The organism is Bradyrhizobium sp. IC4060, from assembly GCF_020193715.1.
In the GTDB taxonomy this organism is placed as follows: domain Bacteria; phylum Pseudomonadota; class Alphaproteobacteria; order Rhizobiales; family Xanthobacteraceae; genus Bradyrhizobium; species Bradyrhizobium yuanmingense.
In genome coordinates this window covers 1,032,249-1,054,143 of record NZ_JADYVJ010000001.1, presented here as the reverse complement: position 1 = coordinate 1,054,143, position 21,895 = coordinate 1,032,249, and the positions used below count along the sequence as shown (strand labels likewise).

The 21,895-nt window shown below is 65.8% G+C and carries 20 protein-coding genes; 9 read left to right on the top strand and 11 right to left on the bottom strand.

Annotation, left to right across the window (positions count from 1 at the left end; genetic code table 11):
• Positions 1–72: 72 nt before the first annotated feature.
• The 5 genes from I6F16_RS05025 to I6F16_RS05005 are packed head-to-tail and all read left to right on the top strand — an operon-like array spanning position 73 to position 5,566.
• Positions 73–1,677: an ABC transporter substrate-binding protein gene (locus I6F16_RS05025; protein ID WP_036005265.1), complete on the top strand. Its 1,605-nt coding sequence runs from the start codon at positions 73–75 to the stop codon at positions 1,675–1,677.
• A 17-nt stretch (positions 1,678–1,694) separates the two neighbouring features.
• Entirely contained in the window at positions 1,695–2,636 is a 942-nt protein-coding gene (locus I6F16_RS05020) for an ABC transporter permease (protein WP_036023577.1), read from the top strand.
• Positions 2,633–3,556 (top strand): ABC transporter permease, encoded by a 924-nt coding sequence (locus I6F16_RS05015; protein ID WP_036005259.1) that lies wholly within the window; start codon positions 2,633–2,635, stop codon positions 3,554–3,556. The genes I6F16_RS05020 and I6F16_RS05015 overlap by 4 nt, the downstream gene beginning before the upstream one ends.
• 31 nt (positions 3,557–3,587) lie before the next feature.
• Positions 3,588–4,577 carry an ABC transporter ATP-binding protein gene (locus I6F16_RS05010; protein ID WP_036023586.1) on the top strand — a complete coding sequence of 330 codons (990 nt, stop codon included), beginning with the start codon at positions 3,588–3,590 and terminating at the stop codon, positions 4,575–4,577.
• Positions 4,574–5,566: an oligopeptide/dipeptide ABC transporter ATP-binding protein gene (locus tag I6F16_RS05005; RefSeq protein ID WP_225111838.1), complete on the top strand. Its 993-nt coding sequence runs from the start codon at positions 4,574–4,576 to the stop codon at positions 5,564–5,566. Before I6F16_RS05010 ends, I6F16_RS05005 begins: the two co-directional genes overlap by 4 nt.
• Positions 5,567–5,815: 249 nt before the next feature.
• Here the strand turns inward: I6F16_RS05005 and I6F16_RS05000 are convergent, their stop codons facing one another.
• From I6F16_RS05000 to I6F16_RS04950, 11 genes are all read right to left on the bottom strand, one after another.
• Positions 5,816–6,103 carry a YciI family protein gene (locus tag I6F16_RS05000; RefSeq protein WP_036005205.1) on the bottom strand — a complete coding sequence of 96 codons (288 nt, stop codon included), beginning with the start codon at positions 6,101–6,103 and terminating at the stop codon, positions 5,816–5,818.
• A gap of 76 nt (positions 6,104–6,179) precedes the next feature.
• Entirely contained in the window at positions 6,180–7,154 is a 975-nt protein-coding gene (locus I6F16_RS04995) for a sugar ABC transporter substrate-binding protein (protein ID WP_225111839.1), read from the bottom strand.
• A gap of 41 nt (positions 7,155–7,195) precedes the next feature.
• A complete protein-coding gene (locus I6F16_RS04990; RefSeq protein ID WP_036005199.1) occupies positions 7,196–8,173 on the bottom strand; it encodes an ABC transporter permease in 978 nt (325 codons plus the stop codon).
• A complete protein-coding gene (locus I6F16_RS04985; protein ID WP_225111840.1) occupies positions 8,170–9,120 on the bottom strand; it encodes an ABC transporter permease in 951 nt (316 codons plus the stop codon). Before I6F16_RS04985 ends, I6F16_RS04990 begins: the two co-directional genes overlap by 4 nt.
• Complete coding sequence (locus I6F16_RS04980) at positions 9,113–10,636, bottom strand: sugar ABC transporter ATP-binding protein (protein WP_225111841.1); 1,524 nt, start codon at positions 10,634–10,636, stop codon at positions 9,113–9,115. The genes I6F16_RS04985 and I6F16_RS04980 overlap by 8 nt, the downstream gene beginning before the upstream one ends.
• Before the next feature lie 10 nt (positions 10,637–10,646).
• Positions 10,647–12,041, bottom strand: a complete 1,395-nt coding sequence (locus I6F16_RS04975; protein WP_225111842.1) for an FAD-linked oxidase C-terminal domain-containing protein — start codon at positions 12,039–12,041, stop codon at positions 10,647–10,649.
• Positions 12,042–12,091: 50 nt separating this feature from the next.
• A complete protein-coding gene (locus I6F16_RS04970; RefSeq protein ID WP_225173476.1) occupies positions 12,092–12,976 on the bottom strand; it encodes an intradiol ring-cleavage dioxygenase in 885 nt (294 codons plus the stop codon).
• Between the two features lie 14 nt (positions 12,977–12,990).
• Complete coding sequence (locus I6F16_RS04965; protein WP_225111844.1) at positions 12,991–13,893, bottom strand: NAD(P)-dependent oxidoreductase; 903 nt, start codon at positions 13,891–13,893, stop codon at positions 12,991–12,993.
• Between the two features lie 20 nt (positions 13,894–13,913).
• Positions 13,914–15,278: an amidohydrolase family protein gene (locus tag I6F16_RS04960; RefSeq protein ID WP_225173475.1), complete on the bottom strand. Its 1,365-nt coding sequence runs from the start codon at positions 15,276–15,278 to the stop codon at positions 13,914–13,916.
• 4 nt (positions 15,279–15,282) lie between these two features.
• Positions 15,283–16,362 carry a maleylacetate reductase gene (locus I6F16_RS04955; RefSeq protein WP_225111846.1) on the bottom strand — a complete coding sequence of 360 codons (1,080 nt, stop codon included), beginning with the start codon at positions 16,360–16,362 and terminating at the stop codon, positions 15,283–15,285.
• The gene (locus tag I6F16_RS04950; protein ID WP_036005173.1) at positions 16,359–16,682 is read right to left on the bottom strand and encodes a Dabb family protein; all 324 of its coding nucleotides are present in this window, start codon (positions 16,680–16,682) and stop codon (positions 16,359–16,361) included. Before I6F16_RS04950 ends, I6F16_RS04955 begins: the two co-directional genes overlap by 4 nt.
• Before the next feature lie 107 nt (positions 16,683–16,789).
• On the opposite strand from I6F16_RS04950, the gene I6F16_RS04945 reads away from it, so the two are divergent.
• From I6F16_RS04945 to I6F16_RS04930, 4 genes are all read left to right on the top strand, one after another.
• Positions 16,790–17,713: a LysR family transcriptional regulator gene (locus tag I6F16_RS04945; RefSeq protein ID WP_225111847.1), complete on the top strand. Its 924-nt coding sequence runs from the start codon at positions 16,790–16,792 to the stop codon at positions 17,711–17,713.
• A gap of 11 nt (positions 17,714–17,724) precedes the next feature.
• On the top strand, positions 17,725–19,170 hold the full coding sequence (xylB, locus tag I6F16_RS04940; RefSeq protein ID WP_225111888.1) for a xylulokinase: 1,446 nt from the start codon (positions 17,725–17,727) through the stop codon (positions 19,168–19,170).
• A 138-nt stretch (positions 19,171–19,308) separates the two neighbouring features.
• Positions 19,309–20,832 carry a sugar ABC transporter ATP-binding protein gene (locus tag I6F16_RS04935; RefSeq protein ID WP_057029954.1) on the top strand — a complete coding sequence of 508 codons (1,524 nt, stop codon included), beginning with the start codon at positions 19,309–19,311 and terminating at the stop codon, positions 20,830–20,832.
• Positions 20,825–21,865, top strand: coding sequence for a ribose ABC transporter permease (locus I6F16_RS04930; protein ID WP_036005162.1), 1,041 nt, complete (start codon positions 20,825–20,827; stop codon positions 21,863–21,865). The genes I6F16_RS04935 and I6F16_RS04930 overlap by 8 nt, the downstream gene beginning before the upstream one ends.
• Positions 21,866–21,895 lie beyond the last annotated feature (30 nt).

Here is a 21,895-nt window from a genome sequence, read left to right as displayed (position 1 = left end):
TGCAAATGGGCTCGGTTTCACTTGCCCTTTGCCAATGAACAGCTGGCATCACGGCATTTCTGGGAGGACTTCATGGATCGCAGGACGGTATTGAAGGGACTGGCTGGCGCGGGCAGCCTGGCATTGACGGGTGGCCTGTCGGCCCCGGCGATCGCCCAGGGTGCCTCGGCGCGCACCCTGCGTTTCGTGCCCCAGGCCAATCTTGCCAATTTCGACCCGATCTGGGGCACGCAATATGTCGTGCGCAATGCCGCCGCGATGGTTTGGGACACGCTCTACGGCATCGATTCCTCGTTCCGGCCGCAGCGGCAGATGGTCGAGTCCGAGGAAGTGACCGACGACGGCACCACCTGGACGTTCAAGCTGCGGCCCGGCCTCAAGTTCCACGATGGCGAGCCGGTGCTCAGCAAGGACGTCGTGGCAAGCCTGACGCGCTGGTCGGCGCGCGATCCGATGGGCCTGATGATCAAGGCGCTCCAGCAGGAGCTCACGGCCGTCGACGACCGCACCTTCAAATGGGTGCTGAAGCAGCCTTTCCCGAAATTGCTCTATGCGCTCGGCAAGAACAATTCGCCTTGCAGCTTCATCATGCCGGAGCGCATCGCGCAGACCGATCCGTTCAAGCAGATTTCTGAATATATCGGCTCCGGTCCGCTGAAGTTCGCCAAGAGCGAGTGGGTCCCCGGTGCGAAGGCCGTGTTCGAGAAATTCGCCGACTATTCACCGCGGCAGGAGAAGGCGTCCTGGCTTGCTGGCGGCAAGCAGGTGATGGTCGACCGCGTCGAGTGGGTGATCATGCCGGATCCGGCAACCGCGGCGGCCGCGTTGCAGAACGGTGAGATCGACTGGTGGGAGAACCCGATCGCGGATCTCGTTCCGGTTCTGAAGAAGAACAAGAATATCAGCGTCGATATCGGCGATCCCCTCGGCAATATCGGCTCGTTCCGCATGAACTTCCTGTATCCGCCGTTCAACGACGTCAAGGCGCGGCGTGCGGTGCTGATGGCGCTCAGCCAGGAAGACTACATGCGCGCGATCGTCGGCGACGACAATTCGCTGTGGAAGCCGCTGCCCGGCTACTTCACGCCGGATACGCCGCTCTACACCGAAGTGGGCGGCGAGATCCTGAAGGGCAAGCGCGATCTGGACGCCGCCAAGAAGCTGCTCGCCGAGAGCGGCTATTCCGGCCAGCCGGTGACGTGCCTCGTCGCGCAGGACCAGCCAATCACCAAGGCGATGGGCGACGTCACCGCCGATCTTCTCAAGAAGCTCGGCATGAATGTCGACTTCGTCGCAACCGATTGGGGCACGGTCGGCTCCCGCCGCGCGCAGAAGACACCTCCGGGACAGGGCGGCTGGAACATGTTCCACACCTGGCACGCAGGCGCGGATTGCGTCAATCCGGCTCCCTACACCGCCATCCGTGCCAACGGCGACAAGGCCTGGTTCGGCTGGCCCACCAGCGCGGCCACCGAAAAGGAGGTCGCCTCGTGGTTCGAGGCCAAGAACGTTGACGAGGAGAAGGCCGCCATGGGCCGCCTCAACAAGGCGGCGATCGATGACGTCGTCTACGCGCCCACGGGCTTCTTCCTGAGCTACACCGCGTGGCGCAAGAACGTCTCCGGCGTTGCCAAGGGACCGCTGCCGTTCTTTTGGGGCGTGTCGAAGTCCGCATGATCGTGCGCTGAGGCCAGATGCTCTCCTACATCCTCCGTCGCATCGTCGCGACCTTGCCAGTCATGGCCATCGTCGCGCTGTTCGTGTTCAGCCTGCTCTACATCGCGCCCGGCGATCCGGCCGTGGTGATCGCGGGCGATCAGGCAAGCCCGGAGGATGTGGAGCGCATCCGCCAGAGCCTCGGGCTGGACCGGCCCTTCCTGGTCCAGTTCGGAGGCTGGGTCTGGCGCATCCTGCACGGCGATCTCGGCACCTCGATCTTCACCAACCTGCCGGTCTCGGCGATGATCGGGCAGCGTCTCGGACCGACGCTGTCGCTGATGATCGTCACGCTGCTGCTGACGATCGTGGTGGCGGTGCCGCTCGGCGTGGTGGCGGCATGGAAGGCCGGCAGCCTGATCGATCGCGTCATCATGGGCTTTGCCGTGTTCGGATTCTCGCTGCCGGTCTTCGTGGTCGGCTACATGCTCGCCTACATCTTCGCGCTGGAGCTGGAATGGCTGCCGGTGCAGGGCTACACGCCGCTGGCCCAGGGTTTCTGGCCATGGCTGGAAAACCTGATCCTGCCGGCGATCGCGCTCGGCTGCGTCTACATCGCGCTGGTCGCCCGCATCACGCGGGCAGCCATGCTCGAAGTGCTGCAGCAGGACTATATCCGCACCGCCAAGGCCAAGGGCCTCGGGCAGGGCGGCATCCTGTTCATTCACGCCCTGAAGAACGCGGCGGTGCCGATCGTCACCGTGATCGGGATCGGCATCGCGCTCCTGATCGGCGGCGCGGTCGTCACCGAGAGCGTGTTCGCGATCCCCGGCCTCGGCCGCCTCACCATCGATGCCATCCTGCGCCGTGACTATCCGGTGATCCAGGGCATCGTGCTGCTGTTCAGCTTCGTCTACGTCCTCGTCAATCTGATGATCGACGTCGTCTACACGCTCGTTGACCCGAGGATCCGCTATTGACCGACACCACCGTTAATCCGCATTCGCTTCCGGCCGGCCTCGTCCTTGCACCGCAGCTGCCCGAGATCCTGCGGCCGGTCAGGATACGGCGCGGCTTCGTCGGCCTCCTGCGCGGCCATCCGACGGTCGCGATCGGCGGCGCGCTGCTGCTCATGCTGGTGCTGATCGCGGTCTTTGCGCCGTACCTCGGCACGGTCGATCCGACCGCGCTTGCGCCCGCCAAGCGCACCCGCGCGCCGTCGGCCGATTTCTGGTTCGGCACCGACGTGCTCGGCCGCGACATCTATTCGCGCGTGCTGTTCGGCGCGCGCGTCTCGCTCACGGTCGGCCTGTCGGTCGCGATCTGCGCCTCGGCGATCGGCCTTGCCATCGGCATGGTCTCCGGCTTCATCCGCTGGGCCGACGGCATCCTGATGCGGTTCATGGACGGGCTGATGTCGATTCCGCCGATCCTGCTGGCGATCGCGCTCATGGCCCTGACGCGCGGCAGCGTCGGCAACGTCATCCTGGCGATCACCATCGCCGAGATTCCGCGCGTCTCGCGCCTCGTCCGCAGCGTCGTGCTGTCCTTGCGCGAGCAGCCCTATGTGGACGCGGCCGTGGCCTGCGGCACGCGCACGCCGATGATCATCCTGCGCCACATCCTGCCCAACACGGTTGCGCCGATGCTGGTCCAGGCGACCTACATCTGCGCCAGCGCCATGATCACGGAGGCGATCCTGTCCTTTATCGGCGCCGGCACGCCGCCGACCATTCCGTCCTGGGGCAACATCATGGCCGAGGGCCGCGCGCTTTGGCAGGTGAAGCCCTACATCGTGTTCTTCCCGGCGGCGTTCCTGTCCGTCACCGTGCTCGCCGTGAATCTGCTCGGCGACGGCCTTCGCGATGCGCTCGACCCGCGCATGGCCAAAAGCCTGTGATGTTGTCTGTGATGGATCGAGGCTGATTGCGATGGCTTTGCTCGAAGTCGAGAACCTCCAGACCCATTTCCGCACGCCCGGCGGCATCAACCGCGCGGTCGACGGGGTATCCTTCCATGTCAACGAGGGTGAGACGCTCGCCATCGTCGGCGAATCCGGTTGCGGCAAGTCGGTGACGTCGATGTCCTTGATGCGGCTGATTCCGGAGCCGCCGGGCCGGATCGCAGGCAGCATCCGCTTCGCGGGCAGGGATCTGCTGAAACTGTCCGATCGCGAGATGCGCGCGATCCGCGGCAACGACATCTCGATGATCTTTCAGGAACCGATGACGAGCCTGAACCCGGTGCTCACCGTCGGCCGCCAGATCCGCGAGACCTTGATGATCCATCAGGGCCTCGACAAGCAGGCGGCGGAGGCGCACGCGGTCGAGATGCTGACGCTGGTCGGCATTCCCGAGCCGAAACGGCGCGTCGGCGAATATCCGCACCAGCTGTCCGGCGGCATGCGCCAGCGCGTGATGATCGCGGTTGCGCTGGCCTGCAATCCGAAGCTTCTCATTGCAGACGAGCCGACAACCGCCCTCGACGTGACAATCCAGGCGCAGATCCTCAAGCTGATGCTGGACCTGAAGCGCCGGGTCGGTGCGGCCATCATCCTGATCACCCACGATCTCGGCGTCGTCGCCGAGATCGCCGAGCGTGTCATGGTGATGTATGCCGGCCGCAAGGTCGAGGAGGCGCCGGTGGCCGAGCTGTTCCGTTCCCCGCGCCATCCCTATACGCAGGGCCTGTTAGGCGCGGTGCCGAAGCTCGGCTCTTCGCTTGCGGGCACCGCGACGCGGCTCGCCGAGATTCCCGGGCAGGTGCCTGATCTGCGCAAGCCGATCACGGGCTGCGTCTTTGCCGGGCGCTGTGCGCTCGCGACCGATCTGTGCCGCCAGTATGCGCCGGGGCTGGAAGAGAAGGGCCCCCGCCACATCGCTGCGTGCCATTACGCCGCCAAGGGAGCGATCGCGGCATGAGTGTTCCGCTGCTCCAGGTCAACGACCTCAAGAAGCACTTTCCGATCAACAAGGGCCTCTTCGGACGGCAAACCGAATTCGTCTACGCGGTGGACGGCGTCTCCTTCGAGATCGCGCGCGGCGAGACGCTGTCGCTGGTCGGGGAGTCCGGCTGCGGAAAATCGACGGTTGGCCGCGCCATCCTGCGGCTGTTCGAGATCACCTCGGGCCAGGTCATCCTCGACGGCCAGAGGATCGACGACGCCGCACCGGGCACGATGCGCCAGATGCGCCGCCGCGTGCAGGTCGTGTTCCAGGATCCGTTCTCCAGCCTTAATCCGCGCATGCGCGTGCGCGACATTCTCGCCGAGCCGATCCGCAATTTCGGCCTCGCCAAGTCCGCAGAGGATCTCGAGGTCCGTGTCACATCGCTGATGGACACGGTGCGCCTGCCGCGCGAGGCGCTGAACCGCAGGCCGCACGAATTCTCCGGCGGCCAGCGTCAGCGCATCGGCATCGCGCGGGCGCTTGCGGCCGAGCCCGAGCTGATCGTCTGCGACGAGGCGGTCTCCGCGCTCGACGTTTCGGTCAAGGCGCAGATCGTCAATCTACTGCAGGATCTGCAGCGCGAGTTCGGCCTCGCGCTGCTCTTCATCAGCCACGATCTTGCCATCGTCGAGCACATGACCCATCGCGTCGCGGTGATGTATCTCGGTAAGATCGTCGAGGTCGCCCCGCGCCGCGAGATCTTTGCCGCGCCAAGGCATCCCTACACCAAGGCGCTGCTTTCGGCCGTGCCGCTGCCGGAGCCCGGAGCCCAGCGCAATCCCATCATCCTCAAGGGCGACGTGCCGAGCCCGATCAATCCGCCGAAGGGGTGTCGCTTTCACACCCGTTGCCCGTTCGTGTTCGATCGTTGCCGGACCGAGGAGCCGACGCTGCGCGCGGCCGGAGCCGAGCAATGGGTGGCGTGTCACCTGGAAGAGGCCGCGCCGGCAGTCAGCGGTTAGGGACCTGACGCCAGTCCGCGTCGCACACCGCGCCGACGCTGGGCAGGTGCCTGGATGGCGGGCGCAACTGCCATCGGGTGATGATTACATTATGCCCCTGTTTTGCCCGACGAGTCAAAATCCACCGCCGATCCGGGTCGGCATTGGCCTCGGATGCGAGGTCGCGCGGTGCATCGGAAATTCGTAAGCGAAAACAAGCCCCGTTCTACTGTGCATGGGGTTGTTTTCGCACTTTGTCGTGGCGGACCCTCAACCCTGCCGGCGCAGGAAGCCGGTGATCGTCACCTTGTCCCAGATGCCGGCCGCGGCAAACGGATCGGCGCGATTGAAGGCCTCGACCTCGCTACGGCTAGGGGCCTCGATCAGGAACAGGCTGCCGATCATGGTCTGGCCGTCGTCGGAGACGAGCGGACCGGACATCACGATCTTGACGCCGAAGCGCGAGGTGTCGCTGAGGAAAGCCTTGTGGGCATCGTAATTGGCGAGCCGGGTCGGCAACGCGCCGGTGCGGTCGAGGGCGTGAATGGCGAACAGCATGCTGTCTCCGTTTCTTGGCTTCATTCTTGGGACGGCCGCGGGCTGCGGCCGTCCGGGCTTGGTGCGATCGGGTCGTCTACTTCGCGCTGAGCTTGCCGGCGTCCTCGAAGGTGGGGCAGGTCCGCTGTTCCAGCGGCACGTCGAACGGCCCGTAATTGTCCTTGGTGATCACCGTCGGCTTCAGCACGATCTCGCTGATAACAGGCTGGCCCCGCAAGGAGCGGATTGCCATCATGGTGCCGAGGCAGCCTTGCGCAAAGCCGTTGTAGTCGCCGCTCGCCAGCAGTTTGCCGGATTTGATCGCGTCGATCGCCTCCTTGGTGCCGTTGATGCCGATCACCTGCGCCTTGCGGTTGGCACCGTCGAGCGCCTCGATCGCGCCGACCGCCATGGCATCGTTGGCGGCTAACACGCCGTCGATTTGCGAATTCGACTGCATCAAGTTCTCCATCACCTGCAGCGCCTGGAGCCGCTGGTAGTTGCCGGGCTGCGAGGCCAAAAGCTTGGCGCCGGGGGCTTCCTTCAGCGCGTCGTTGAAGCCGCGGACGCGGTCGACATTGGTCAGCGAGCCCTTGACGCCTTCGATGATGACGATGTTGCCCTTGCCGCCGAGCGTCTTGAGCAGGAAGCGCGCGGTCTCCAGCCCAAGGCTGTAATCGTCGGCGCCGACGAAGGACAGGAACTTGCCGCCGGCAGAACGGTCGGTGATGTTGACGACCGGGATCTTGGCTTCGTTGATCTTCTCGACGCCCGGCACCATCGCCTTGTAATCGACCGGCGTGAACACGATCGCGCTCGGCTTCTTCACCACCACGTCCTCGATCTGGCTGAGCTGCTCGGGAATCGAGTCCGGCTTGGTCGGGATGTATTGCAGCGTCTTCGCGTTCAGCACCCTCGCCATGTTGTCGGCGCCGACCCGCACCGTCTGGAAGAACGGATTGGTCTGGTTCTTGGTGAAGACGGCGATGGTCTCGCCGTCGGCACGCGCCGCAGTGGTGAGCGCGGTCGCCATCAGCAACGGCAGCGCCACATAGCCAATTGTCTTTCTCATATTGCCTCCATCCCTCATTTTGCTTGTTGGATTGCTGGAACTCATTGCGCGCGGCGGCGGGTCTTCATGTCGAGCCAGACCGCGAGAATGACGATGACGCCGGTGACGAGCGGCTGCCAATTGGCGCTGACCGCGAGCAGGTTCATGCCGTTCAGCACCAGGGTCAGGATCAGCGCGCCGATGAAGGTGCCGAACACGGTGCCGACGCCGCCGAACAGCGAGGTGCCCCCGATCAGAACGGCCGCGATCGCCGGCAGCGTCAGGCTCTCGCCGATATCGGCCTCGGCCGAATTGAGCCGCGACAGGAAGATGATCGAGGCAAGTCCCGCCATGGTGCCTGAGACCGCGTAGACCAGCAGCAGGCGGCGCGCGACGGGAATGCCTGATAGTCGTGCGGCGACAGGATTGGCGCCGATCGCGTAGATCTCCTGGCCCCAGACCGTGCGCTGCGCGAAGAACGTCCCGATGCCGAGGAACACCAGGAGCAGGTAGACCGGAATGGGCAGGCCGAACAGATAGCCGCTGCCGATCTGGCGGAAGCCGGCCGGGAAGCCGTGCAGGGTCTCGCCCGCCATGTACCAATAGGTGAGGCCGTTCAGCACCCAGAGCATGCCGTAGGTGGCGATGAAGGAGGGGATGCGGAGCGCCGTGACCATGACGCCGTTGATCAGGCCGACGAGCCCGCCGCAGGCAAGTCCGGTGAGGATGCCGAGCGCAGGCGAACCGGTCGTGTGGATCACGGTACCGGCGAGGCAGGCGGACAGCGCGACATTGGCGCCGACGGAGAGATCGAGGCCTGCGGTCAGCACCACCAGCGTCAGGCCGGAGGCGATGAAGAAGGTCAAGCTTGCCTGCCTCAGCACGTTGAGGATGTTGCCGAGGCTCAGGAAGGAATCGCTGAGCACGGCCAGCACCGCGCAGATCAGGAAAGCCGCGAGCAGCCGATAGAATAGCTGGACCGCGTCCTGCGACAGGAAGGAGCGGGGCGGCGCCATGGCGCCCTTGGTGATGTCGGTCATGTGCGGCTCCTGAGGCCGTCGAGGAACAGGGCAACGATGACGAGCACGCCGACGCTGGCGACCTGCACCGAGGAGGGGAGCGAGATCAGATTCAGGCCGTTGCGCAACACGCCGACGGAAAGGACCCCGAGCAGCGTACCGAGTAGCCAGCCATTGCCCCGCTCGAACGAGGTGCCGCCGACGGCGACGGCCGCGATGGCATCGAATTCCAGACCGAGGCCGGCGGTGGGATGGCCGGAGTTCATGCGTGCGGTCATCAACAGGCCTGCGATTCCGGCCATGGCGCCACCGATCGCGTAGACCGCGATCAGCAGCCTGTTGGGCGAGAGCCCGGCATAGCGCAGCGCCTCGCGGTTGCCGCCGAGGGCGAAGATGTAGGTGCCGAAGCGGGTGTGATAGAGCAGGCCGTGAAAGGTCGCATAAGTCACCAGCGCCATCACGATCGGCACGGGAATGCCTGCTAGCGTCGCCGAGTAGATGTCGCGCACGCTGTGGGGAATGCCGACCACGCTCTGGCCGTCGCTCACGATCAGCGACAGGCCTTGCGCCATGCCGAGCGTGCCGAGCGTCGCGACGAAGGGCGGTATGCCCAGAATGGCGACCAGCCAGCCGTTCGCAACACCAAAGGCCGTACCGACCAGAAGGCCGGCGCCAAGGCCCAGCAGCATCGACTTGGTCGCAAGCGACACGATAGCGACGCAGAGCGAGGTCAGCGTCAGCACCGCGCCCATCGACAGGTCCAGCCCCTCCGTCATGATGATCAGCGTCATCGGCAGCGCGAGCATGGTCAGGATGGTCGACTGCACCAGCACGTTGGAGAGGTTGGCGACCGATAGGAAGCCGGGCGCGATCGCGCTGAACAGCGCGATCAGCAGCACCAGCACCATGGCAACGCCGGGAATGCGCTGCAGTGGATTTGGTTGAGCGACGACCGCGGCCTCACGCATGATGCATCCCCAATCGCACGATATTCTCCTCGGTCAATTCGCTGCGTGTCAGATGTCCGGCGATGCGTCCCTCGCGCATCACATAGGCGCGGTCGCAGACATGGCAGATCTCGACCTGCTCGGACGAGATCATCAGGGCCGCCGCGCCGTCCGCCACGAGGCGGTCGATCAGCGCGAAGATCTCCGACTTGGCGCCGATGTCGATGCCCCGCGTCGGCTCGTCGAAGATGAAGAGTTTTGAGCCGGCGGCGAGCCATTTGCCGATCACGACCTTCTGCTGGTTGCCGCCCGAGAGCAGGCCGACGGTCTGGCGTGCGCTTGGTGTCGCGATGCGGAGCTGCCGGATCAGACCGTCAGCGGTACGCTGGGCCGAGCGTTGGTCGAATAGCCCGCTCGGAAACAGCTTTTTCAGCGCCGACACCACCAGATTGTCGCTGACGGATCGCAGCAGCGCGAGGCCTTCGCTCTTGCGGCTCTCCGGGATCAGCGCGATGCCGCGGCGGGCGGCGAGATCCGGCTCGCCGGAAATGCTCTTGCCGTCGAAGATGATCTCGCCCGAGGTCACGGGATCGGCGCCGAAGATGGCGCGGGCGACCTCGCTGCGGCCGGAGCCGACCAGGCCGCACAGCCCGACGATCTCGCCCCGGCGCACCTCGATGTTGATGTCGGAGATGCCGGTGGGCGCGGAGAGGCCCTTGACCTGGAGCAGCACCTCGCCGGGCTTGTCGACGAAATGGCGCGGATAGGTCATGTCGATGTTGCGGCCGACCATCATGCGCACCAGCTGGTCCGGCGTGACGTCGGCGGGCCGGACGCCGTCGATGCGGCGGCCGTCGCGCAGCACGGTGATGCGATCGCCGAGCGTGAACACCTCGGCCATGCGGTGCGAGATATAGACGATGGACACGCCGTCCGCCTTCAGCCGCGCGATTAGCGCGAACAGGAGCTCGGTCTCGCGGTCGGACAGTGCCGCGGTCGGCTCGTCCATGACGAGGATGCGGGCGTTCTGGCTGATCGCCTTGGCGATCTCGACCATCTGCTGCTGGGCGACGCCGAGCTTGTCGACAATGGTGGCGGGATCGATGTCGAAGCCGATCGTGTCGAGCACGCGCCTTGCGTCGGCCAATATCCTGCGGCGGTCGATGGTGCCGGGAATGCGGCCCTTCGGCTCGCGTCCCAAGAAGATGTTCTGGGCGATGTCGAGATGGGGGACCAGCGAGAATTCCTGGAAGATCACGGCGATGCCGAGCTTCTGCGCATCGGCAGTCGAGGAGATCGCGACGCGTTCGCCGTTGTAATAGAATTCGCCGGCGTCAGCGCGATAGGCGCCGCACAGCACTTTCATCAGGCTCGACTTGCCGGCGCCGTTCTCGCCCAGCAGCATATGGACTTCGCCGGGGTAGACGGCAAAGGACACGTCGTCCAGCGCCTTGACGCCCGGAAACTCCTTGCTGATGCCGCGCAGTTCCAGCAGCGGCGTGGGCGAGGTGACCTCGATCGGGAGCGCGTCGCTCATGGCTTGTTGCTCATGTTTTGGCTCTGCCAGCAAAGATCTTTCCGGGGTTCATCAATCCGTCGGGATCGAGCACCGCCTTGATCGATCGCATCACATCCACGGCCTCGCCGAGCTCGTCGGTGAGATAGTCGATCTTGCCGAGTCCGATGCCGTGCTCGCCGGTGCAGGTGCCGTCCATGGCGATGGCACGCGCGACCATGCGGGCCTGCAGCGCCTTGGCGCCTTCGGCCTCCTCGGGTTTTGTCGGGTCGATCAGGATCAGCATGTGGAAATTGCCGTCGCCGACATGGCCGACGATCGGCGCGGTGAAGCCGTGCTCGTCACCGTCGCGACGCGTCTCCGTCAGGCATTCCGCCAGACGCGAGATCGGCACGCAGACGTCGGTGATCACAGCGCGCGCGCCGGGCCGCAAGCCAAGGCCGGCGTACAGGGTGTTGTCGCGGGCATGCCAGAGCCGGCTGCGGTCTTCCGGCGCCTTGGCCCAGGCAAAGCCATGGCCGCCATGCTCGGCCGCGATCGCCTGCGCGGCTTCGGCCTGCTCGGCGACGGAGGTCTCGGAGCCATGGAATTCGAAGAACAGGGTGGGGGCCTCGCGATAGCCGAGCTTGGCGTAGGCGTTGATGCCGCGCATCATGACATCGTCGAGCAGCTCGATGCGGGCCACGGGGATCGCGGACTGGATCACGGAGATCGCGGTGTCCACCGCATCGTGCAGGGTGTCGAAGCTGCAGACTGCCGCCGAGATCGCCTGCGGCACCGGGTGTACCTTCAGCGTGATCTCGGTGATGACGCCGAGGGTGCCTTCCGCACCGACGAACATGCGCGTGAGGTCGTAGCCGGCCGCCGATTTCCGCGCGCGCCGGGCGGTACGGATCACGCGGCCGTCGGCCAACACCACCTCCAGCGCCATGACATTGTCCTTCATGGTGCCGTAGCGCACCGCCATCGTGCCCGAGGCGCGCGTCGAAGTCATGCCGCCGATCGAGGCGTCGGCGCCGGGATCGATCGGGAAGAACAGGCCGGTGTTGCGCAGCTCCGCATTCAGCTGCTTGCGCGTGATGCCGGGCTGCACCACGACGTCCATGTCGCTGTCGTGCAACGTCAGTACCTTGTTCATCCGCGCGAAGTCGAAGCAGACGCCCCCCGCGACCGCGGCCGCATTGCCTTCGAGCGAGGTGCCGGCGCCGAACGGGACGATCGGCATGCCCGCGCCGGCGCAGAGCTTGACGATCTCGGCGACCTCCTGCGTGGTCTCGGGGAAGACCACGATGTCGGGCGGCAGGCTCTGATAGTGCGACTCGCTCTGCCCGTGCTGATCGAGCACGCCGCGCGCAACGCTCGCGCGCGGACCGATCATGCCGGTGAGGCGCTCGGCCAAAACGCCCGTGCTGATCCGCGGTCCCATCCTCAGCTCCCGTCCCTGTTTTACGGACTCTTGTTGGTCCGTTGTTGAGCTTAAGCGGCTCTTGCGTTGCTTGCGACCTGCTTCAGGCCGAAATCATAGTTGAGATGAAAATAATCGCGCTCCACCATGCGACCATCCGGCGCACGGCCGGCGGGATGGCGGACGAAGTCACGGATCAGGCTGTCCTTGACGCCGAACACCACGTCGCTGTCGAGATATTGGTCGCCGTCAACGAACACGTGCGTCACCAGCTGCTCGAAACCGGGCGCTGAGATCATGAAGTGCACGTGCGCCGGGCGCCACGGATGGCGTCCCTGCACCTCCAGCATCTCGCCGACCGGTCCATCATGCGGAATCGGGTAGGCGGCCGGCTTGATCGACCAGAAATGGAAGCGGCCGTTGGCGTCGGTATGGAAGCGGGCGCGCATCGCGAGATCGCCGATCCTGTCGAGCTGCTGCACGTCGTAATAACCGTCGTCGTCGGAGTGCCAGACGTCGACGATGGCGCCGGCGAGCGGCTTTCCGTCCACGGCCGAGACCGAGCCGGTGACCAGCATCGGATCGCCATCCATCGGCCCGGAGATGTCAGCGCCGCTGTCCTTCTCCGGCGCGGCCTGGACGAAGAACGGCCCGAGCACCGTGGTCTCGGTCGCGCCTTCGGGCACCGGATGGTTGATGGCGTCGACCAGCATGGAGACGCCGAGCGTGTCCGACAGCAAGATGAACTCCTGGCGCTTGTCGTTGCACATGTGCCCGGTGCGGGTCAGGAAATCGATGCCGAACTCCCATTCGTTCTGGGTGGGCCGCACCTCGCGGACGAAGGCGTGCAAGTGCCGCACCAGCGCTTCGCTCACCTGCTTGATGCGCGGGTCGGTCGCGCCCGCGATCCGCTCCAGCACCGCATCCGTGATCGTATTTTCGTTGAAGTTACGCATGTGTATCTCCGCGATCAGGGTTTTGGTTCGCCGAGGCCGGACAGCCGTTCGAGATGCTTGACGGTCGCGATGAAGTCGGTATCGCCGTCGCCCTGCGCGACCAGCGCGCCATAGGTCTCGCGCACTTGGGCGGCGAGCTGCAGCGGCACGCCGACGGCATGGCCGGCGCCCAGGATCAGGTCGAGATCCTTGGCCATCTGCTTGCAGGAGAAGGTGGACTCGAAATCGCGGGTCCGCAGCGGCGCGGTCTTGTACTTGACCATGGGCGAAGCGACCGCGCTGTCGTCGAGCACCTTCAAGATGTCCTGCCAGGCGATGCCGCCCTTGCGCGCCAGCGCCAGGCTCTCCGCCATCATTGCCGCCGACACCGCGATCATCAGGTTGACCGAGAGTTTTGCATAGCGCGCTTCCTCGGCGGAGCCGAGATAGGTCTGAGCGCGGGTGAAAGCTGCGAACAGCGGCTTGGCGCTCTCGAAGGCGTGCTTCGGCCCCGAGACGAAGCAGGTCAGCGCCCCCGTGTGCACGATGCTGGCATTGCCGGAAACCGGCGCGCGCAGATAGGCAATGCCACGCACCTGCGCGGCGGCTGCAACCTCAGCCGAGGCGTCGACACTCACGGTGCTGGTTTCGATCAAGACGGCACCGGGCGCCATCGCGGCGATCAGGCCGGCGGAGCCGAGCAATGCGCCGCGCAAAGCAGCGTCGTCGGGCAGGGACGTGATCACGGCGGCCTTGCCGCGCACGGCCTCGGCCGGCGAAGCGGCAATCGCAATGCCCTGCGCGCGTGCCTCGTCGATGCGCGCCGCGCTCTGGTCGAACGCGGTAACGGCAAAGCCCGCCTTGGCGACGAGCACCGACATCGGCAGGCCCATCTTGCCGATCCCGATGAAACCAACTGTTTTCAGAGCGTCAGTCATTGTTCTTGTCCATTGGCGCCTCAGGCGGCGCGTCCCTGTCGTTCAGTATCCTGCACCAGCCGCCGGCCGGATTGCGCCAGCAGCTCCTTCTTCGTCTCGAGTCCCTCGACCAATAGCCGCCCCTTCTGCTTCTTCCAGGCACCGCCGATCATGACGGCCTCGATGTTGGCGAGGCTTGTCTGCATCACGACAGTTGCGATCGGGTCATGCACCGGATGAAGATTGAGATCGGAGGCGTTGATGATGACGAGGTCGGCGAGCTTGCCAGGCGTCAGCGAGCCGATCTGGTGCCCGCGGCCGAGCATGCGGGCGCCTTCCGTCGTGACCCAGCGCAGCGCTTCGCGCACGGGAATCGTGGTCGTCGCCGGAATGGCGCCACTCGCCTTGCGCGATTCCGCATTGTCGAGCGCCCGCTGCATCGAGAGCGCAACGCGCGCGACGGAGAGGAGATCGCCGGCCAGCACGGATTCGAGATCAATCCCGACCGTCGGCCGCACGCCGCGCTTCAGGAGGCGGCCGGTGATCGGAAAGCCATGGCCCTGGATCATCTCGTTCTCGGGCGTCACCGAGAACGATACGCCGAGATCGACGAGACGATCGAGCAGATCATCGGGCAGATCGTTGCCGTGGACGATGTTGATGCCGGGGCCGACGAGGCCGGCCTCGAGCAGCTTCTCCCAGCCGCCTTGCGTCTTGGCCGGACCGCCGCCCTGATGCATCGAGGCGATCAGGTTCAGCTCCCGCGCCAGGCGGAAATCGTGCATGGCGACGTCGAGCGTCGAGTAATGCGGGCCGAGAATGGCGAGCCCGAGCGTGACGAGGCCGTCGCGGTCGGCGAGGGGGCCCGCCAGCAGCCGCTCGACCTCACGGCGCGGATGCGGCACTTCCGAGAAATGCGGCTCGCCTGGCTTCGGCTCGGGCTTCGGCGAGCCGTGGAAGAACGCGGCGCGGACGCCGCTTTCGATCAGGCCGCGCACGGCGGCGTCGGTATGATCCGGCGTCGGGTTGTTGTGGCACCAATCGACCAGCGTGGTGACGCCGTGATTGATCTGGTTCAGCGCGCCGACGAGCGTCGCGATGTAGATATCGTCGGGCCGGAACACGGTGGCGAGGCCCGCATGCATGCGGCGGAAATATTCCAGCAGCGTCCAGTTCGCGGCAAAGCCGCGCAAGCCGGTCTGCCAAGTGTGCATATGTGCGTTGATCAGGCCGGGAATGACGATGCGGCCCGTGCCGTCGACGACCTCCGTGTCGGCCGCAGCGTCGATCGACGGGCGCACGTCGGCGATCCGGCCGCCCTCGACCAGCACATCGCCGGTCGAGAGATCGCCGATCGCGTCATCCATGCTGATGACGGTGGCGGATCTGATCAGGGTGCGCCGCATCGCTTCAAGCTGCCGCTTTGATGGCGCCGGGTGGTTCGCCGGCCCAGGCGCGTGCGATCAAGTCGCGAATGGCGCCACGCTCGAGCGGGCGCGGATTCCAGTAGGCATTCGTGACTGCGAGGTCAGCCGCCTTGTCGATCCCGCCCTCGGGCATGCCGACATCGCGTAGCGCGACCTTCGCACCCAGCCGCTTCGCAAGTTCGAAAAGCCCCCGAGCTGCATCGGCTGCCCCGATCGCGCGCGCGATCCGCACCATCGCGTCGGGCACGGCCGGCGCGTTGTAGGCCAGCGCATGCGGCAGCACGATGGTGTGGGTTTCGGCGTGCGGCAGGTCGAAAGTGCCGCCGAGCGTATGGCAGAGCTTGTGATGCAGCGCCATGCCGACAGTGCCGAGGCAGACACCGCACAGCCAGGCGCCATAGAGCGCCTCAATGCGGGCCTCCCGATCGTCGCTCCTGGCGACAATGGCGGGCAGGGCGCGCGCCAGCGCGCGGATGCCTTCTTCGGCCATCAGCGAGGTGACAGGATTGGCATCGCGCGCGTAAAGCGCCTCGACGGCATGGGCGATCGCGTTGATGCCGGAGGTCGCTGCGAGGCCTGCCGGCAGCGTCAGCGTCAAGTCGACGTCGTAGATCACGGTCTCCGGCAGCACGGCGGCATCGCGCACCGTGGTCTTCAGCCCGTTCTCGGTCTGGCCGACGATCGGCGTCATCTCCGAGCCGGCATAGGTGGTGGGAATGCAGAGCTGGTTGACGCCGGTGCGCAAGGCCAAGGCCTTGCCGAGCCCGGTGGTCGAGCCGCCGCCGAGCGAAACGACGCAATCGGCTTCGCATGCCTTCATTGCCGCGAGCGCGCGGTCCGTGACCTCGACCGGCGTGTGCATGGTGGCGCCGGAAAAGATGCCGGCATAGAGCGGGCCGAGCGCGGCTCCCAAGCTCTTGCCTTGTGCCTCCTGCTGCGGCGTCGTCAGCACCAGCGCACGCTTGCCGCCGAGCCGCTCGACCTCGGCCTTGGCTGAGGCAAGCGTGCCGCTGCCGAACACGACGCGGCAGGGCAGGTTTTCGAAGGTGAACGAACCGATCATGCGCCGGTCTCTTTGATGGGATAATCGACCTGGAAGCGCCCGATCCGCAAGTCGCCCAGCGCCTCGCGCACGCGCAGATGCTCCGGGTGGTTGGCATAGGCGGCGAGCGCCGCCTGGTCGGTGAATTCGGAGAACAGCACCACGTCGCAGGCATAATCGACCGCACTGACGTCCATGCCGACTTCGATATGGGTGAGGCCGTCGATCCGGCCTTTAAGGCCCTCGAACAGGGTCTTGACCTTGAGCCGGGCGGCCGAGCGCTCCTCAGGGCTCTCCCCGCGCAGTCGCCACATCACGATGTGCCTGATCGGGCCCGACATTTCCTGATTTCCTCGCCTGCAATGGTGCTTTGTTGGCGCCATTTTGCCTTGCAGAAATCGGAAATAAAGGTCAAAATTTGTAAGTCTCTTTTCCTTATTTCGCAAAAATGGACCGGCTGCTTCAACTCGAGGTCTTCTCCAAAACCGCTGAGCTCGGCAGCCTGTCCAAGGCCGCCGACATCCTGCGGATGTCGAACGCGGCGGCGAGCCGCCATCTCAGTGCGCTGGAGGAGCGGCTTGCGGTCCGGCTGATCGAGCGCAACACGCGCCGGCAATGGCTGACCGAAGCCGGGCAGGAGCTTTTGCAGCGTTGCAGCACGCTCTTGAACGAGCTCGCCGAGGCTGAGGACGCCGTCTCCGACCGCGCGCTGTCGCCGAAGGGCATGCTGCGCGTGACGTCTTCGCTGTCCTTTGCGATGATCTACCTCGCACCGATGCTGCCCGCCTTCCGTGCGCTCTATCCCGATCTCAGCGTGCAGATCATCAGCGCAAACCGCTATCTCGACTTCATCGAGGCCGGCATCGACGTTGCGATCCGCACCCGCGAGCACGAGCCGGATTCAAACATCGTCGTCCGCCGCATCGGTCAGATGCACCGCGTGCTCGCGGCCGCTCCCTCCTACCTCGAGAAGCACGGCCGGCCCGAGCATCCCGCCGATCTCGCCCGGCACAACATGCTGATCTACAATCTCGCCAATGATCCCTATTCGCTACGGCTGAGCCAGGGCAGCACGACGCAGACGATCCGGATCGCGCCGACGCTCGACAGCAACGACGGCCAGATCATCTGTGGTGCGGCGCGCGCGGGGCTCGGCATCCTGATCCAGCCGCTCTATATCGTGCAGGGCGATATCGCGGCTGGGCGGCTGGTGCCTGTCCTGAGCGATTGGCAGCTGCCGTTGCTCACCATGAACATCGCCTATCAGAACCGCGTCAGGCTGCCCGCCAAGATCAGGGTGTTCTCCGACTTCCTCGTCAGCTACATCCGGGAGCATTCAGAGCCGGGGATCTGGATCGACGCGGCGAAGTGAGCGGAAGCAGCATGTATCTCGGCATCGATCTCGGCACGTCGGCGGTCAAGACGGTTCTCGTCGATGATGCCCAGCGCGTGATCGCAAGCGAGAGCCGGTCGCTCGCGACTGTCTCGCCGCAACCGGGCTATTCCGAGCAGGATCCGGCGCAGTGGATCGATGCGACCTTCGCCACGCTGGATGCCCTCAAGGCGTCGCATGCCGATGCGTTGGCGGCGGTCGCAGGCATCGGGCTGTCCGGCCAGATGCATGGCGCCACGCTGCTCGATGCGAGCTCTAGGCCGCTGCGGCCCTGCATCCTCTGGAACGACGGACGCTCTGCGACTGAGTGCCGTGTCCTGGAGCAACGCTGGCCCGCCTTGCGCGAAGTGACGGGCAACAAGGCGATGCCGGGCTTCACCGCGCCAAAACTGCTCTGGATCGCCACGCACGAGCCCGAGATCTTCGCGGCGACGAAACTCGTTCTTCTGCCAAAGGCCTATCTGCGACTGGTGCTATCGGGCGAGGCCGTCGAGGATGTCTCGGATGCCTCGGGATCCCTGTGGCTCGACGTCGCGCGCCGCGACTGGTCGGACGCAGCGCTGGCAGCGAGCGGCTTGTCGCGCGAGCACATGCCGCGCCTGGTCGAGGGATGCGCGCCCGCAACCACGCTGCGCAGCGAACTCGCGCGGCGCTGGGGGATGATCAGGCAGCCGGTGATCGCGGGTGGGGCCGGCGACAATCCCGCGGGCGCCATCGGCATCGGCGCAATCCGGCCGGGAGCCGCTTTCGTGTCGCTGGGAACCTCGGGTGCGCTCATGGTCCCGACCGACCGGATCGCCGCCAATCCCGACCGTGTCGTGCACACGTTCTGCCACGCCATTCCAGGGATGTGGATTCAGGCCGGCGCGATCCTCTCGGCCGCTTCCTGCCTTGCCTGGCTCGCGCGCCTGTTCGGCGCCGCCGAGGCCGAGCTGCTGGCGCCGCTTGGAGCACGACCGCAGGCGCCGTCGCCCGTGAGCTTCCTGCCTTATCTCGCCGGTGAGCGGACGCCGCACGACGATCCCGTTGTGCGCGGCATGCTGGATGGCCTGAGCCATGGCACCGATCGCGCGGCGATCGTGCGGGCGGTGCTCGAAGGCGTTGCCTTCGCGCTTGCCGATTGCCGCGATGCGCTCGCGGATGCCGGCATCGGGATTGCGGAGGCCGACGTGATTGGCGGCGGTTCACGCTCTACCTTCTGGCTCTCGGTGCTGGCGAACGTGCTGAGCATTCCGATCCATCGCTTTGCCGGAGGTGAAACCGGCGCCGCGTTCGGTGCGGCGAGATTGGGGCGGCTTGCTGTCACGGGTGAGGCAATCGGTGACGTATGCATGCAGCCGCAGCGCATCGAAACATTCGAGCCCGACGCTGCACTGGTCGATGCCTACGCTGAACGGCTTCCCGCCTGGCGCGACCTGTATCGGCCGCGCCACTAGCTGGCCCAATCTGGTTTGCATACTTCGGTATATTCGCCTTCGGTATTGCCCTGCGTCACCCGCTTTTGTTTAATGACCAAACCGCGTTGCCGAGAAACGAGACGCGGGTGGGAAACGCATTGTGCGCCGGGAGGCACGATGAACGATCCGATCCTCGAGATGCGCGGGGTCTCGAAGACCTTCTTCGGCATCAAGGCGCTGCGGGCCGTCGATCTCACCGTCTATCCCGGCGAAATTCACGCCCTGATGGGTGAGAACGGCGCCGGCAAGTCGACGCTGATGAAGATCCTGTCCGGCGCCTACCGGCCCGACCCGGGCGGCGAGATCCGCATCGAGGGCAGGGCGGTGCGGATCGAAGGCCCGCTCGGCGGCCGCGCGGCGGGCATCTCCATCATCTACCAGGAGCTGTCGCTCGCTCCCAATCTCAGCGTTGCCGAGAACATCTATCTGGGACGGGAGATATCGCGGTCAGGCTTGCTGGCGCGCGGCACAATGCGCGAGGGCGTCGGCCCGATCCTGAAGCGCCTGGGCGCGGACTTCCTGCCCTCGACGCTGGTGGCGCATCTGTCCATGGGGCAGCGGCAGCTGGTCGAGATCGCCCGTGCGCTGCACGTCAGATCGAAAATCCTCATCATGGACGAGCCGACCACCTCGTTGTCGGCCGCCGAAAGTGAGCGGCTGTTCGCGTTGATCCGCCAGCTTCGCGCCGAGGGCCTTGCCATCATCTACATCTCGCATCGCATGGACGAGGTCTATGCGCTCGGCGATCGCGTCACCGTGCTGCGCGACGGCCGCCTGGTCGGCTCGCTCGACAAGCCCGAGATCCGCGCCGACACCATCGTGCGCTTGATGGTCGGTCGCGACGTCTCCTCGTTCTACAAGAAGGACCATGATCCGGAGGCGGGGCGGGGGCATCCCGTGCTCGCGGCGATCGACATGGCCGATGGCGGGCGCGTCAAGGGCTGCTCCCTCACCGTGCATGCGGGTGAGGTGGTCGGCCTCGCTGGCCTGATCGGCGCCGGTCGCACCGAGCTTGCGCATCTCATCATCGGCGCGTCGCCAAAAACCTCCGGCCGGCTCGAGCTGGAGGGGCGTCCGGTCGAGATCCGCACGCCGGGCGAGGCGCTCGAGGCCGGCATTGCCTATCTGACCGAAGACAGGAAGGCGCTCGGCCTGTTTCTCGACATGTCGTGCCTGGACAACATCAACCTCGCCGTGCTCGGCCGCGACGCGAAGCTCGGTTGGTTTCTCGACCGCGACAAGGCACGCGAGCGCGCCGACCGCGCCTTTGCAGGCCTCAGCATCCGCGCCGCCAATGCCGGCGTTCCCGCCGGCGGCCTGTCAGGGGGCAACCAGCAGAAGGTGCTGCTGTCGCGACTGCTCGCCATCGCGCCGAAGGTCCTCATTCTCGACGAGCCGACGCGCGGCGTCGATGTCGGTGCCAAGTCGGAAATCTATTCGATCATCGACAATCTCGCCAAGGCCGGCACCGCGATCCTCGTCATCTCGTCCGATCTGCCCGAGATCATCGGCATCTGCGACCGCGTCATCGTGATGCGTGCCGGGCACATTGCCGGCGAGGTCAGCCGCGGTCCGAATTCGCCGCTGGCGCAGGAAGACATCATGGGGCTTGCCACGGGGATGGAGCATCTCGATGCCTGACAATGGTGCTGCGGAGGCAAAGCCGGCATCGACGACGACCAATGGCGCTGCCGCGGAGACAAGACGCCAGCGGATGAGGATGCTGATCAGCGCGCTCGGCATGTTGCCGGTGCTGCTGATCCTCTGCATCGGCTTCAACGTGCTGTCGGAAGGCCGCTTCTTCACCGGACAAAATCTCGGCATCGTATTGCAGCAGGCTGCGGTGAACACCGTGCTCGCCGCCGGCATGACCTTCGTCATCCTCACCGGCGGCATCGACCTGTCGGTCGGCTCGATCCTGGCGGCCTCCGCGATGGCGGGTTTGACGCTCTCCAAGATGCCGGAGCTCGGCTTGCTGTGGCTGCCGGCCGCACTGCTCACCGGCCTCGTCTTCGGCATCGTCAACGGCGCGCTGATTGCGCTGCTGCGCCTGCCGCCCTTCATCGTCACGCTCGGCTCGCTCACCGCAGTGCGCGGCCTGGCGCGGCTGCTCGGGGCTGACACCACCGTGTTCAATCCCTCCATTCCCTATGCCTTCATCGGCAACGGCTCGTTGACGCTCATTCCCGGAGTCGCGTCGATCCCATGGCTCTCGGTAATCGCCTTGCTCGTCATTCTCGTCTCCTGGCTGGTGCTGCGCCGGACCGTGCTCGGCGTGCATATCTATGCCGTGGGCGGAAACGAGAGCGCAGCGCGGCTTGCCGGCATCAAGGTCTGGGCCGTCCTGATCTTCGTCTACGGCATCTCCGGACTTTTCGCCGGGCTCGGCGGCGCCATGCAGGCGGCGCGGCTCTACGCAGCCAACGGACTCCAGCTCGGCCAGTCCTATGAGCTCGATGCAATCACCGCGGTGATCCTCGGCGGTACCTCGTTCGTCGGCGGCATCGGCTCGATCTGGGGCACGCTGGTCGGTGCGCTCATCATCGCCGTGCTCTCGAACGGGCTCATCCTGATCGGTGTCTCCGACATCTGGCAATATGTGATCAAGGGCCTGGTGATCATCGGTGCCGTGGCGCTGGACCGCTACCGGCTGCAAGGCTCCGCGAGAACGTGAAAGGTCTGGCGCGCAACGGCGTGCGCATGG

What these genes read in the sequence shown, in the direction of transcription:
- I6F16_RS05025 (WP_036005265.1), top strand. Translation starts at nt 73, where the DNA reads ATGGATCGCAGGACGGTATTGAAGGGACTGGCTGGCGCGGGCAGCCTG.
- I6F16_RS05020 (WP_036023577.1), top strand. Translation starts at nt 1,695, where the DNA reads ATGCTCTCCTACATCCTCCGTCGCATCGTCGCGACCTTGCCAGTCATG.
- I6F16_RS05010 (WP_036023586.1), top strand. Translation starts at nt 3,588, where the DNA reads ATGGCTTTGCTCGAAGTCGAGAACCTCCAGACCCATTTCCGCACGCCC.
- I6F16_RS05005 (WP_225111838.1), top strand. Translation starts at nt 4,574, where the DNA reads ATGAGTGTTCCGCTGCTCCAGGTCAACGACCTCAAGAAGCACTTTCCG.
- I6F16_RS05000 (WP_036005205.1), bottom strand. Translation starts at nt 6,103, where the DNA reads ATGCTGTTCGCCATTCACGCCCTCGACCGCACCGGCGCGTTGCCGACC.
- I6F16_RS04995 (WP_225111839.1), bottom strand. Translation starts at nt 7,154, where the DNA reads ATGAGAAAGACAATTGGCTATGTGGCGCTGCCGTTGCTGATGGCGACC.
- I6F16_RS04990 (WP_036005199.1), bottom strand. Translation starts at nt 8,173, where the DNA reads ATGACCGACATCACCAAGGGCGCCATGGCGCCGCCCCGCTCCTTCCTG.
- I6F16_RS04985 (WP_225111840.1), bottom strand. Translation starts at nt 9,120, where the DNA reads ATGCGTGAGGCCGCGGTCGTCGCTCAACCAAATCCACTGCAGCGCATT.
- I6F16_RS04980 (WP_225111841.1), bottom strand. Translation starts at nt 10,636, where the DNA reads ATGAGCGACGCGCTCCCGATCGAGGTCACCTCGCCCACGCCGCTGCTG.
- I6F16_RS04975 (WP_225111842.1), bottom strand. Translation starts at nt 12,041, where the DNA reads ATGGGACCGCGGATCAGCACGGGCGTTTTGGCCGAGCGCCTCACCGGC.
- I6F16_RS04970 (WP_225173476.1), bottom strand. Translation starts at nt 12,976, where the DNA reads ATGCGTAACTTCAACGAAAATACGATCACGGATGCGGTGCTGGAGCGG.
- I6F16_RS04965 (WP_225111844.1), bottom strand. Translation starts at nt 13,893, where the DNA reads ATGACTGACGCTCTGAAAACAGTTGGTTTCATCGGGATCGGCAAGATG.
- I6F16_RS04960 (WP_225173475.1), bottom strand. Translation starts at nt 15,278, where the DNA reads ATGCGGCGCACCCTGATCAGATCCGCCACCGTCATCAGCATGGATGAC.
- I6F16_RS04955 (WP_225111846.1), bottom strand. Translation starts at nt 16,362, where the DNA reads ATGATCGGTTCGTTCACCTTCGAAAACCTGCCCTGCCGCGTCGTGTTC.
- I6F16_RS04950 (WP_036005173.1), bottom strand. Translation starts at nt 16,682, where the DNA reads ATGTCGGGCCCGATCAGGCACATCGTGATGTGGCGACTGCGCGGGGAG.
- I6F16_RS04945 (WP_225111847.1), top strand. Translation starts at nt 16,790, where the DNA reads ATGGACCGGCTGCTTCAACTCGAGGTCTTCTCCAAAACCGCTGAGCTC.
- xylB (WP_225111888.1), top strand. Translation starts at nt 17,725, where the DNA reads ATGTATCTCGGCATCGATCTCGGCACGTCGGCGGTCAAGACGGTTCTC.
- I6F16_RS04935 (WP_057029954.1), top strand. Translation starts at nt 19,309, where the DNA reads ATGAACGATCCGATCCTCGAGATGCGCGGGGTCTCGAAGACCTTCTTC.
- I6F16_RS04930 (WP_036005162.1), top strand. Translation starts at nt 20,825, where the DNA reads ATGCCTGACAATGGTGCTGCGGAGGCAAAGCCGGCATCGACGACGACC.